Source organism: Vulcanococcus sp. Clear-D1 (genome assembly GCF_014654725.1).
GTDB lineage: Bacteria > Cyanobacteriota > Cyanobacteriia > PCC-6307 > Cyanobiaceae > Vulcanococcus.
In genome coordinates this window covers 15,899-27,876 of sequence record NZ_JACVZV010000005.1, presented here as the reverse complement: position 1 = coordinate 27,876, position 11,978 = coordinate 15,899, and the positions used below count along the sequence as shown (strand labels likewise).

Sequence of the window (11,978 nt, the reverse complement as noted above, 5' to 3'; positions counted from 1 at the left end):
TCAGTCGACGCGGGGGAGGGTGGCGGCTGCAGAAGCATCACCACCACGACCTCCGCCCTCGCCGAACCAACGCTCCTCCAGGTTCTTGATCGCCACATAGAAAGGCGGCACCACGCCAAGCGAGAGCACCGTGGCCACCAGCAGGCCTCCGAAGATCACCGTGCCGAGCGACTGCTGACTATTCGCACCAGCTGTCGTGGCCACCACCAACGGCAAGAAGCCCGCCAGCGAAGCAATCGCCGTCATCAGAATCGGACGCATTCTGGACTCAGCAGCAGCGATGGCGGCTTCAGGCACACTCATGCCGGCCTCAAGGTGCTGTTCAGCCACCTCCACGATCAAGATGCCGTTCTTCGCGGCCAGACCAATCAGGGTCACCAGGCCAACCTGGGCATAGATGTTCAGGTCGATCGAACGCAGCGACAGGAACACCAGGGCGCCGAGCATGGCCAGGGGCACGGTCATCAGGATGATCACCGGCGTCACGTAGCTCTCGTATTGAGCAGAGAGCACGAGATAAACGATCAGCACACCCAGGCCGAACACCAGCACACTGGCGCTGCCAGCTGAAAGCTGCAGGGCGGCAATGCCGGTGAAGGCGTAGCCGATGTTGTTGAAGTCCAGGCTGTTGAAGATCTTCTGGATCGCCGTAAGAGCCTGACCAGAACTCTTACCGATCGCCTCAGCACCCTGCACCAGAATCGTGCGATAGAGGTTATAGTGGCTGATCACCGGCGGCGCACTGGAGAGATCCGCTGAGGCAAACTCCGACACCTGCACCATCTTGCCGTCGCGATTGCGAACGTAGTAGCTGAGAACATCTTCAAGGTTGCTGCGCTCATCTGGTTGCGACTGCACATAGATATTGCGCACCTGACCGCTCTCATAGGTGAGGCCGGAGTAATTACCGCCAGCGAGCACAGCGATCGTCTGCATCGCCTGCTGGAAGTCAACGTTGAGGGTGCCGAGGATCGAGCGATCGATTTTAAGACCGAATGCCGGAGCGCTCGGAACAAACTGGGTATAAAGGGTGGAGAACTCTCCACTCGATTGACCGGTGCTCACCAACTGCTGGGCCAGGTCATTGAGCTGGGTAAAGGTGTAAGCACCGTTGCTCAGGTCGTTGAATTGGAAATAGAAACCGCCCTGGGCCGAGAAGCCAGGGATGGCAGGCGGCTGTGAGGCCACAGCCAAGGCTGAATCAAACTTGGACAGCTTTTGATTGAGGCGGGCCACGATGGCCGGCGCCTTGTTATCGCCGCCTGAACGCTCTTCAAGCGGCTTAAAGCCATAGAAGAACAGACCTTGATCAGGACTGTTGCCGTTAAATCCAGCACCGCTGATCACACTGCCGGCCACGATGTCGTCCTCCTCCCGCAACACCTGAGCGATCTGAGCACCCACCTTCTGGGTCTGCGAGAGTGACGCGCCGTTCTGCAGCTGGAAGATGCCCAGGCCATAGCCCTGATCTTCCTCAGGGATAAAGGCCGAAGGCAGGGCGTTGAACGCGATGGCGGTGACGACGATGCCGCTTGCCAATCCCATCAGGATCAAGCGACGCCGCTGGATTAGCAGCTTGAGCAAGTTGGCGTAGGCCTGCTCTAGGCGATGGAACCAATCATTGAAACCATCAAAGATGTCGGCCAGACGACTGCCGGCGAAGCCGAAGAGCAAGACACCAAAGATGTAGGCCCCGAAGCCGAAGGAGGCTGCACTAAAGCGACCGAAGGCCAAGCCGACGATGATGCCAGCGACTGTCCAGCTCCAACCCTTGGGCTTGGGTGGCTTCTCCGCCTTCAAGATCAGACCCGCCATCATCGGCGAGAAGGTGAGCGCATTGAAGGTGGAAATCGCAATCGAGAAGGCAATCGTGAGTGCAAACTGGCGATAGATGATGCCGATGCCACCCGGATAAAACGCCACCGGCACAAACACAGCCATCAGCACCAGTGACGTCGCGATCAAGGCACCAATCAGCTCGCCCATACAGGCCAGGGCTGCCTGACGCGGCTTCATGCCACTTTCGAGGTTCTTGGCAACGGCTTCGATCACCACGATCGCGTCGTCCACCACCAGGCCGGTGGCCAGCACCAGACCCAGCAGGGTGAGCTGGTTGATCGAGAATCCGAAGGCTTTGATAAAAGCGAAGGTGCCCACCAGCGAGATCGGAATTGCCAGGCTTGGCACCACGGTGGCGCGCCAGTCCTGCAGGAACAGGAACAGGATCACCAACACCAGCACAATCGCCAGGCCCAGGGCATCGGTCACGCCATCAACGGCGGACTCGATGAACTCACCGACGTTGTAGATCTCCTGGACGGTGATCCCAGGTGGCACCTCAGCGCGAAACTGATCCATCAGTTGCACCACCGCTTCACTCACCTGAAGAGCATTGCTTTCAGGCGTCTGATAAACACCCACGGTGATCGCGGGGTAGTTATTCATGTCCACACCGGCGGTGGCGAAGGTGTTGAAGCCATAGGTGGCTTCACCCACGTCCGCTAAGCGGAGCAGGTTTCCAGCCGGCGACTTGCCCACGATCAGCTTGTTCAGCTGATCCACCGACACCAAGTTGCCGTTGTTCTCCACCAAGATGGGGTAAGTGAACATCTGGTCACCACCAGCGGGCGGACCACCGACCAGACCACCGATCGCCACGGAGTTCTGACTGCGCACTGCCGATACCACTTGATCAGCGGTGAGCTGGTTAGCAGTGAGCTTGTTCGGATCAACAAATAACCAGAAGGCGGGATTACTGCCGCCGAAGAGCGTGGCCTGGGCCACACCAGGAATGCGCTCGAGCTGGTAGTAAAGCTGCTCGTAGATCAGTCCATTGATATAGGCGCGATCAAACTGCCCCTCTGTGGAGCTCACCTGATAGGCCAACAGAATCGAAGGGGTGGTCTGCAGCACAGACACACCCGTGGCGCTCACCTGCTGCGGCAGCTGAGGCATGGCCAAGGAAACGCGGTTCTGCACGTTCACCTGGTCGATATTGATATCGGTTGTCTCATCAAAGAACACATTCACCGTGCTGGTGCCGGTATTCGTGCTCAGTGAAGAGATATAGGCCGCACCAGGCACACCATTGATCTGCTGCTCCAAAACATTGGTAACAGCCTGCTCCGTCACCAGGGAGTTCGCGCCGCTGTAGTTGGCCACCACCTGAATCTGAGGCGGCGCAATGTTGGGCAGGTTTTCAATCGGCAGGCTGGGGATGGCGATCAAGCCCACCAGCACAATCAGGATGCTGCAGACGGTCGTCAGGACCGGCCGCTTGATGAAATTATCGGAGAGCGACATGGCGGGTCCTCAGTTGCTGGCCGCGGTCGTTGAGACTTTCACCGGCAAGCCGGTGCGCAGCAGCGCTGTGTTGCTCACCACCACTGTCTCTCCTTTCTGAAGACCCGAAATCAGCTGGTAGCGATTGTTCTGAAGCTGACCCAGCTTGACCGGTGTTTGCACCACAATCGAGGTGGAGGGTGGCAAAGCCTCCAACTTCTGTTTTTGGGCGTCGGTAATGGTGGTGGAAGCTTTGATCTTGGGCAGCGCCTGAGCCAGGCTGACAACCCTATACACAAAGGGCTGCTGAGCCTGCATCAGAACAGCTGTCACGGGAACTGACAAGCCGCGAGCATTGCCGGTGATGATGCTGTTCTTGACGTACTGCCCCGTCTTGAGCTTGCCGTCGGCATTGGCGAAACTGGCCTTCACCAACACGGTGTTCGGCGATGAGGCACTGCCGCTCACGCCGAAGTAGGGAGAAATAAACACCACTTTTCCAGTGAGTGTCTGGGGCGGATTGGTCTGGGTCGTGAGCTTCACGGACTGCCCCATCGACACACTCAGCGCCTGGGTGGCCGGCACATCCATCAATGTCCAGAGAGAGGAGTTATCAACAATTCCCGTGATGGCCTGACCCTGACGGACGTAATCTCCAATTTTCACCGTATCGAGATCACCAATCTCACCGCTAATCGGCGCCGTGACATATTTGTAGCCAAGCGTGGCTGCATCAGCCTTCGCCTTATCGCGAGACTGGATGGCCTGGGTGACGTATTGATCGCGTTGCTTGGTTGAAACAGCCCCCTGCGCGTTCAGGAAGATGTAGCGCTCGGCGTTGAGCCGATCCTTGCGAGCTTCCGCTTCAGACGCATTGAGTTGAGCCGTCTGCTGCACGTTGTCGAGCACCAGGATCGGCTGCCCGGCCTTCACCTGCTGCCCCTGGCTCACCAAAATTTTCACCACCCGGCCATCGGTTTCAGGCCTCAGCGCCACATCCGTGGTGGAGCTGAGAACGCTGATCACTTCGATCGAAGGATTGAAGTCGGCTTCGCCGATGCTCTCCACCTGCACCGCGAGGGGCGGACGTGTCGGTGGTTTAGCTCCACAGCCCACCAGCAGGGCGATCAGAGGCAGTGGGGCCAGGTAGCGCCGCACGGGTCATCGACAGCAGAGCGCAAATTAACGGATCCGCCTCGATCTTTCATCCGATGATGAGTGCTGGATGACGAGCGGTGTGAGCGACCTGTTCAGCCATCGCGGCGAGCAGCTGCGCCAGAGCCTGGCCCCGCTCGCCGATCGGATGCGTCCCCGCAGCATCGACGACTTTCAGGGTCAAGAGGAGATCCTTGGGCCCGGACGGCTGCTACGGCGAGCTATCGCGGCCGATCGCGTTGGCAACCTGATCCTCTATGGGCCACCTGGCGTGGGGAAAACCACCTTGGCCCGGATCATCGCCGCCAGCACCCGCGCCCACTTCAGCAGCCTCAACGCGGTGCTGGCGGGCGTGAAAGACCTGCGCGCCGAGGTGGAGGAGGCGCGGCGAAGGCTCGAGCAACACGGCCTGCGCAGCCTGCTGTTCATCGATGAGGTGCACCGCTTCAACAGCGCCCAGCAGGACGCTCTATTGCCCTGGGTGGAAAACGGCACGGTGACGCTGATCGGCGCCACCACCGAAAACCCGTTCTTTGAAGTGAACAAGGCGCTGGTGAGCCGCTCACGCCTGTTCCGCCTGCAGCCCCTGCAACCCCGCCACCTGCATCAGCTGCTGCAACGCGCCCTGCAGGATCCGAACCATGGCTACGGCAACCGCTCGGTGCGGATCAGCGCTGAAGCCGCCGAGCATCTGGTGGATGTGGCCGGCGGCGATGCCCGCAGCCTGCTCAACGCCCTCGAGCTGGCCGTGGAGACCAGCGAACCCGATGACGACGGTGTGATCGCCATTGATCTAACAATCGCCGAAGAATCGATCCAGCAGCGCGCCGTGCTCTACGACAAGCAGGGCGACGCCCACTTCGACACGATCAGCGCCTTCATCAAATCGCTGCGGGGCAGCGATCCCGATGCAGCATTGTTCTGGCTGGCCCGGATGGTGGAAGCGGGCGAGAACCCCCGCTTCATCTTCCGGCGCATGTTGATCTCCGCCGGAGAAGACATCGGCCTGGCCGACCCCCAGGCGATGGTGGTGGTGGAGGCCTGCGCTGCGGCCTTTGAGCGCGTGGGCCTGCCGGAGGGGCTCTATCCCCTGGCGCAGGCGGCGCTCTATCTGGCCAGCACCGACAAGAGCAACAGCCTGTTGGGGTTCTTCGATGCCCTCAAGAGCGTGAAGGCGAGCAGCCGCCAGAACGTGCCGGCCCACCTGCGCGATGCCAACCGTGATGGCAAGGCCTTCGGCGATGGGGTGGGCTACCGCTACCCCCACGCCTACGCCGAGCACTGGGTGGCCCAGCAATATCTACCCAGCGCACTACAGGGCCAAGTGTTCTGGCAGCCGGGCCAACTGGGCTGGGAGGGCCAACGGCGCCAATTGCTGCAGCAACGGCGGGCGGCCCAGCTGGCCGCAGCGGCGGAACACGAGGCTGAACTGGGGGAGGTGCTCAGCAGCAGCCCCGAGGATCCAGCTCTAGAACGCTGGCTGCAGCGCCAATTAGGAAGCGAAGGGGAGCGGCTGGATGCTCTGCGCAGCCGGCTTTGGCAGGACGCAACCTGGCGGCGACATGACCGGGTGCTGATCCTGGAGGCCCGCTCATTGCTCTGGGCGCTTGACCCTCTGGAGCACACGCCGGAAGGCGGCGTGGTGATTCAAACCGCAGACAGCACCGATGCCGAAAGGCTCCGCAACCAGCTGCGCGTGCTCGATGCGCTGCGGCAACCAAGTGTGCTCTGCTGCGACACAGCCGGCCTCGCTGGCGCCCTAGAGCCCGGCAGCGTTTTCGAATGGATTGCAGCAAGGCACCCCTTCAGAGATCTCAGCGCCGACCAATTGCCTGCCGCACTGGATCAACTGGAGCGCCTCGCGGCCCCGAATGGCCAGCTGCGGCTGCTGTTCAGCCAACCGGCGATCGGCCCTGCCGCTGCCCTGTTGGCCATCACAGACCTGCCCGATGCCCTTCGCAACCTGCTGGCTCCCCTGCCAGCCCTCGAGCAGGCCTGGCTGAGTGCACCGCCGGATCGGGAGCTGTTGCAGATAGGCCTCGAGCAACGGGGTTGGCAGGTGAACTGGGAGCAGTGGGAGGAGCCCCTGGAGCTCAACCTCACGGCCGCGCTCATCGAGCGCTGGCTGGGAGTCAATGCTGCTTACCGCAGCCATCTGAGCGGCGTCCTCCAACCCGAGCAGGTGCGGTTGCTCAACGATGCGCTCCAAGAGCGGCGGGGATACCGCCTGCCGCAGAAGCTGCAGCATCAGCGGCTCACGGCCCTACGCATGGGCTCAATCGCAAGAAAGGCTTCCACTCGATGAGTGGAAGCCTGAGAAGCGTTCAGCCAGGGTCAGCTGTGTGCGGGATCACCAGAGACCGCGCACGGCAGGAGCAGCGGGGGCTGGAGCAGGAGCCTCAGCGGTGTAAGCCGCAATGCAAGCCGGGGTGTTCATGTACCAGCTCAGCAGCGAGGTGGCCCGCTGACTGTTGGAGGCATCGCTCACATCACACACCTTCATGGCGCCCTGCAGACGCTGATCGGTGGGCAGATTCGACATCATCCCGTAGCTGGACAGTTTGCCGTCAGCCGAGTCGAGAATGATGGCGCTGCGCACAGCTTGCAGGCTGTGATTCTGGCTGTAGTAGGGGGTGTAATTGTTCTGCTGAATGCTTTCAGACAGGAACTGTTCACCCTTCTCGGAATAGAGGAAACGTGCCACGGCAGCAACGTCCACGTCGTATTCCTTCTGCAGGCCAGCCTGCAGCTCATCGCGTGACCAACCGGAGAGATCCTTCAGGTCGCGGGGCACGGGGTTGTCGATCACCTCGGTGCCACCCAGGGGCAGCAGGGTGTTGGAGCGAACAAAGCCCTGGCTCACAGCGCGGGCGGTCTGGGTGGGCAGACCTTCTTGAATGAAGGTTGGAGCGCCGTAGCGCACACCGGCCTGATCGGAATTGATGGTGGTGGGCCCTTGGGGGATGGCCTGGGCCGAGAGGCCTGCAAGCAGGACACCAGCGCCAGCCAAGGGGAGGAGAACCTTGCGCATGGTTGAGCAGAAGATGACTCTCCCGGTATGGCGAGCGGGGGCGTCCGCCATGGACCTTCTGCAGGTTGATTTAAGAATCGGTTATCGAAAAACCGTTGAACTGTTAACCGCGCCGGTCGGCCGGGCGCCGCGTCGGCAGCTCCAATGGACTCCAACCCGGCGGGCAATGCAGCGCATCGCGCTCCAAGCGGAAGCTGCCCGGTTCGCCGCGGCCGCTGCAGGCCACGCCGCGCGGCACGTTGTCTTCCGCCTGCACTTGCGCCACATACCGCTCATCGCCGCCCCTGGGAATCAGCAGCAGCTGCACCCGCTCGGGCGCTTCACTGATGCGGGCCTCCATGTCTTCCGGGGTCTCCAACCCGAGCACATCGAGATAACCGGTGAAGCTGCCCCAGAAGTAGCGGGTGATCTGGCCGCCCACGAACTGGCCCAGCGCTTCGGTCGCCCTGGCGCGACCATCCTGCAGCGCTTCCTGACTGGCCAGATCCGCCAGCACCCGGTCGGTGGAGGCACCCGTGCGCATGGCCGGAGGGGGCAACAAGCGCCATTGGGCGAGCCCCGCCACGCCGAACAGGCTCAGAAGAGCCACCACACTGAAGCGCAGGGCCAACGGCATGGGTGCGGCCTGTTGAGAGGACTGTTCAGGGGTCGAACGCGCGGACGTTAATCCCAGATCGCCTGTTCGGCTGCCTGCCCCACCACCGCGCACAACCAGCCGTTACGCCCCTCACACACACAGGGCGGCTGCCAGCCCTCCAGCAGATGCTCAAGACGCTGACGTTCCGCACACCAGTGCCAATGGCGCAGGTCGGCGGCCAGGCTGCTGCGTTGCCATTTGATCGCCGCCTCCTTGCGCACCCAGCTCTCCAGCACCAGCGCCGCACGCTCCGCCGGGGATCGGCGCTGCAGCTGCTGCCACTCCTGCGGCGGGAAGAAGCGCCGCGCCAACAACTCCGCAGCAATGGTGCGCTGCTGCCACTCCAGATCGACCCCGATCGGCCAGGGCGACCAGGCCAGTAACACCTGATCGCGGCTGTGGCTCAGGCTCACGGCCCCATAGCCCGCTGCCAGACAAGGCGCCTCACCGGGCGGACTATGCAGCGGCACCGCCTCAGCCGGCAGATCCAGACATGCGGCCAGGCGACAGCGCAACAGATGCCGGCTGGTGCGATAACGGTGCTGCACCGGCGGCGGCAGCGCAGCGCTCCAGTCCCGTTCGGCCTCACTGAGCGTCCAGGGATCGTCCGCCGTGAGCGGCAACAGCCACAAGCGTGGAGCGGCGTGGTGTGTGGTGGGCGCCGATGCGCTCAGAGCTCCCCTTAGGCTCCCGCCATTGTGTTGAAGCCCCGCCATGGCTCTGCAGATCGGTGATGCCGCACCAAACTTCACCCTCCCCGATCAGAACGGTGAGCTGGTGAGCTTGGCCGGTTTCAAGGGCCAGCGCGTGGTGATCTACTTCTATCCCAAGGACGACACCCCCGGCTGCACCAAAGAGGCCTGCAACTTCCGGGATCAGTGGTCGGCTTTTGAGCAGCACAACATCGCCGTCCTGGGCATCAGCAAAGACGGCGCGACCAGCCACAGCAAGTTCATCAGCAAATACGAGCTGCCCTTCACCCTGCTCACCGACGCCGAACCCTGCCCGGTGGCCGAGAGCTTCGGCAGCTACGGCCTCAAGAAGTTCATGGGCCGCGAATACATGGGCATGATGCGCCACACCTTCGTGGTTGATGCGGACGGCAAGATCGAGAAGGCCTACACCAAGGTGAAGGCGGAAACCATGGCCGACGACATCCTGAGGGATCTGGGCCTGGCCTGATCTCAGCGGCGCCAACCCACCAGCGGCAACGCCGCCATGGCCTCCAGGGCCAGATCCGGTGCATGCACGGGCTGGATTTGCTGCGCCATCAGCAGTGGCAACACCAGCGCAGCGTCGCCTCCGGTGAGCCAGAGGCAACTGCCCGCAGCCTCTGCCGCGGCCTGTGTAATCCCTGCCGCCACGGCACGCCGGCAGCCCTCCGCCATGGCTGCATCGGTGCTCTGAGGCCAGGCGGGCGAGGGCTGGCCTGCCTCGAAGCAGGCGTCGTGCAGTTGGGGCAGTTGCGCCGTGGAGCCGGCCAGAGCCCTCAGCTGCAAGGCCACACCCGCGCTGATCAAGCCGCCGGCAAAGCAGCCCTGAGCACTCACCCGCGTCAGGCTCAGGGCCGTGCCGGCATCAGCCACCAACACGGCCTGCTGCTGCTGCTGCCAGGCCCACCAGCCCACCAAAGCGCGGTCGATGCCCAGCCAGGGCGGTGCCCCCTTCAGGGGCACATCCGCCAATGTCAGCCGTCGCGCCGCCACAGACGGTGGATGGCGAGGCAGCGAACCCACCGCAGCCCAGGCCTGAAGATCCTCCGCTTCGAGGTTGTCAACCGGCGGGGTGTGCCAACAACGCAGCCCGCCGCCGCTGGCGCAGGGCTCAGCCCAGTGCCAGCGGCTGTTGCCGATCAGCAACAGCCGCGCCACTCAGATGCCCTCGCCGGCCATCCCGGGCAGGTGAATGCCGCATTCCTGCTTGAGGCCACCGAATCGGGTGGCCCGGCCGGAGACCCCACCATCGTCTGGGCCACTGGAATGCCAGTCGCCCACCGTGGAATAGCCCTGCTCAAACAGCGGGTGCTGTGGTAGCCCGTGCTCCTGCATGTAATAAAAAACGTCCTTGTTGGTCCAGGCGAGCAGAGGGCGCAGCGCCCAGCGGCCGCGCACCTGCGCCAGGGGTTGCATGGTGCTGCGGTGATCGGTCTGCCGGCCACGCACGCCGCTGGCCCAGCAGCGCACAGCCAGCGCCTCCATGGCCCGATCCAGCGGCTCCACCTTGCGAATGCGGTGGTAGGTCTGCATGTCTTCCACACGGCCGGTCTCCCAGAGGCGGCCATGCAACGCCTCCATCCGCGCAGGACTGATCTCAGCCTGGGCCACATGCACCTGCAGCCCCAGCAGCTCGATCAGGGTTTCGGCGTAGCGGTAGGTCTCAGGCGGCAGATAGCCGGTATCCACCCAAATCACGGGCACCGAGCGATCCAGCTGGCTGATCAGATGCAGCGAAACCGCCGCTTGGATGCCGAAGCTTGTGGTGAGGGCGAAGCCATCTCCGAACTGTTCCAGGCCCCAGCGCATCCGCCCCAGCGCATCCAGAGGCTCCAGCGCCAGGCAGCACTGCTGCTCATCCAGCGTGGCTGAGGTAGTGGCCGGGGTGCTCGTCATCGGTCCATCCTCCAATGCCAGGGGAAATCGCTTCCGTGCCCGCAGCTGCTGGTTAGGGTTCGCGCAACACCATCCGCCCGATCGGAACCGTGCCGCCAGCCGAGGCCGAACAGCAACCTGTTGTGGTGGTCGGAGGCGGTTTCGGCGGATTGAGCGCCGCCCTGCAACTGGCGGCTGCAGCCCCCGACACTCCGGTGCTGCTGATCGAACCGCAGGAACGATTCCTGTTTCTGCCCCTGCTCTACGAGCTGCTCAGCCAGGAGCTGCGGCGCTGGGAAATCGCTCCGCGCTACAGCGAACTGATCGCTGGCAAAGGGGTGGTTTGGCTGCAGGAGCGCGTCAGCCAGATCGACACCAGCGCACAACGGCTCACCACCGAATCCGGTCGCCAGCTGCCCTACGCCCAACTGGTGCTGGCCACAGGCGGCAAGCCCACCAGCTACGGCATTCCAGGCGTGGAGGAGCACTGCCTCGGCTTCCGCAGCCTGGCGGATGTGGATCGCTTGCAGCAGCTGGTGCAGCGGCTCAAGCAACAGCAGCGCCCCCTGCAGCGCCTCGTGATCGTGGGGGCCGGCGCCAGTGGCGTGGAGCTGGCCTGCAAGCTGGCCGATCTGCTGCAAGGTGCAGCGGTGGTGGAACTGATCGAACAGGGCGACGAACTGCTGCCGGCAGCCCGCTCCTTCAACAGGGATCAAGCCCGGCAAGCCCTATTGCAGCGCGATATCCGCCTACGCACAGGCACCCGGGTGACGGCGGTGAGCGCCACGACGCTCAGCCTCCAGCGAGACAGCGCCAGCGAAACGCTGAGCTGCGATGGGGTGATCTGGACCGGCGGGGTGGTGGGCAGTGTTCCCAGCCTCACGCCAGCCCTTGAGCTCGATCGCCGCGGACGGCTGCCTTGCCACAGCGACCTCCGAGTCATCGGGGCTGACCACCTGTTCGCCATGGGGGACGCCGCCCTCTGCCCCGATCCCAGCGGGGAGGCCCATCCCGCCACCGCCCAGGTCGCCTACCAGCAGGCCAGCTGTGTCGCGGCCAATGTGTTGCGCCAACGGCACGGTGAGGAGCTGCAACCCTTCATCTGGAAGGATCTGGGGGAAATGCTGGGTCTGGGCATCGGCCAGGCCACCCTCACGGGCATGGGGATCACCCTGGCCGGCCCCGCGGCCTTCCAACTGCGGCGCCTGGCCTACCTGGCCCGAATGCCGGGGCTGCAGCATCAGCTGCGCGTGGCCGGTGGCTGGCTGGCCGATTGGTTCTGACG

Annotated in this window: 10 protein-coding genes; 3 read left to right on the top strand and 7 right to left on the bottom strand. The window is 63.3% G+C overall.

Annotation, left to right across the window (positions count from 1 at the left end; translation table 11 throughout):
• Positions 1-3,303, bottom strand: coding sequence for an efflux RND transporter permease subunit (locus H9532_RS01500; RefSeq protein WP_296365106.1), 3,303 nt, complete (start codon positions 3,301-3,303; stop codon positions 1-3).
• Positions 3,304-3,312: 9 nt separating this feature from the next.
• Positions 3,313-4,356, bottom strand: coding sequence for an efflux RND transporter periplasmic adaptor subunit (locus H9532_RS01495; protein ID WP_296365104.1), 1,044 nt, complete (start codon positions 4,354-4,356; stop codon positions 3,313-3,315).
• 151 nt (positions 4,357-4,507) lie between these two features.
• On the opposite strand from H9532_RS01495, the gene H9532_RS01490 reads away from it, so the two are divergent.
• Complete coding sequence (locus H9532_RS01490) at positions 4,508-6,742, top strand: AAA family ATPase (protein WP_296365101.1); 2,235 nt, start codon at positions 4,508-4,510, stop codon at positions 6,740-6,742.
• A 45-nt stretch (positions 6,743-6,787) separates the two neighbouring features.
• Here the strand turns inward: H9532_RS01490 and H9532_RS01485 are convergent, their stop codons facing one another.
• The 3 genes from H9532_RS01485 to H9532_RS01475 form a co-directional block, all read right to left on the bottom strand.
• The gene (locus H9532_RS01485; RefSeq protein ID WP_296365099.1) at positions 6,788-7,468 is read right to left on the bottom strand and encodes an alpha/beta hydrolase; all 681 of its coding nucleotides are present in this window, start codon (positions 7,466-7,468) and stop codon (positions 6,788-6,790) included.
• Positions 7,469-7,571: 103 nt separating this feature from the next.
• The gene (locus H9532_RS01480; protein ID WP_296365097.1) at positions 7,572-8,084 is read right to left on the bottom strand and encodes a hypothetical protein; all 513 of its coding nucleotides are present in this window, start codon (positions 8,082-8,084) and stop codon (positions 7,572-7,574) included.
• Between the two features lie 47 nt (positions 8,085-8,131).
• The gene (locus H9532_RS01475) at positions 8,132-8,728 is read right to left on the bottom strand and encodes a 4'-phosphopantetheinyl transferase superfamily protein (protein ID WP_296365095.1); all 597 of its coding nucleotides are present in this window, start codon (positions 8,726-8,728) and stop codon (positions 8,132-8,134) included.
• A 91-nt stretch (positions 8,729-8,819) separates the two neighbouring features.
• Here H9532_RS01475 and bcp point away from each other — a divergent pair, with 91 nt between their 5' ends.
• Positions 8,820-9,287: a thioredoxin-dependent thiol peroxidase gene (bcp, locus tag H9532_RS01470; RefSeq protein WP_296365093.1), complete on the top strand. Its 468-nt coding sequence runs from the start codon at positions 8,820-8,822 to the stop codon at positions 9,285-9,287.
• 2 nt (positions 9,288-9,289) lie between these two features.
• Here the strand turns inward: bcp and H9532_RS01465 are convergent, their stop codons facing one another.
• Together H9532_RS01465 and H9532_RS01460 are read right to left on the bottom strand one after the other, a co-directional pair.
• Entirely contained in the window at positions 9,290-9,976 is a 687-nt protein-coding gene (locus tag H9532_RS01465; protein WP_296365091.1) for a type III pantothenate kinase, read from the bottom strand.
• A complete protein-coding gene (locus H9532_RS01460) occupies positions 9,977-10,714 on the bottom strand; it encodes a phosphoadenylyl-sulfate reductase (protein ID WP_296365089.1) in 738 nt (245 codons plus the stop codon). It lies immediately after the preceding gene.
• A gap of 89 nt (positions 10,715-10,803) precedes the next feature.
• Here H9532_RS01460 and H9532_RS01455 point away from each other — a divergent pair, with 89 nt between their 5' ends.
• Positions 10,804-11,976, top strand: coding sequence for an FAD-dependent oxidoreductase (locus tag H9532_RS01455; protein ID WP_296365087.1), 1,173 nt, complete (start codon positions 10,804-10,806; stop codon positions 11,974-11,976).
• Positions 11,977-11,978 lie beyond the last annotated feature (2 nt).

Coding starts and splice junctions, on each gene's coding strand:
- H9532_RS01500 (WP_296365106.1), bottom strand. CDS start 3,303: ATGTCGCTCTCCGATAATTTCATCAAGCGGCCGGTCCTGACGACCGTC.
- H9532_RS01490 (WP_296365101.1), top strand. CDS start 4,508: ATGACGAGCGGTGTGAGCGACCTGTTCAGCCATCGCGGCGAGCAGCTG.
- H9532_RS01485 (WP_296365099.1), bottom strand. CDS start 7,468: ATGCGCAAGGTTCTCCTCCCCTTGGCTGGCGCTGGTGTCCTGCTTGCA.
- H9532_RS01480 (WP_296365097.1), bottom strand. CDS start 8,084: ATGCCGTTGGCCCTGCGCTTCAGTGTGGTGGCTCTTCTGAGCCTGTTC.
- bcp (WP_296365093.1), top strand. CDS start 8,820: ATGGCTCTGCAGATCGGTGATGCCGCACCAAACTTCACCCTCCCCGAT.
- H9532_RS01460 (WP_296365089.1), bottom strand. CDS start 10,714: ATGACGAGCACCCCGGCCACTACCTCAGCCACGCTGGATGAGCAGCAG.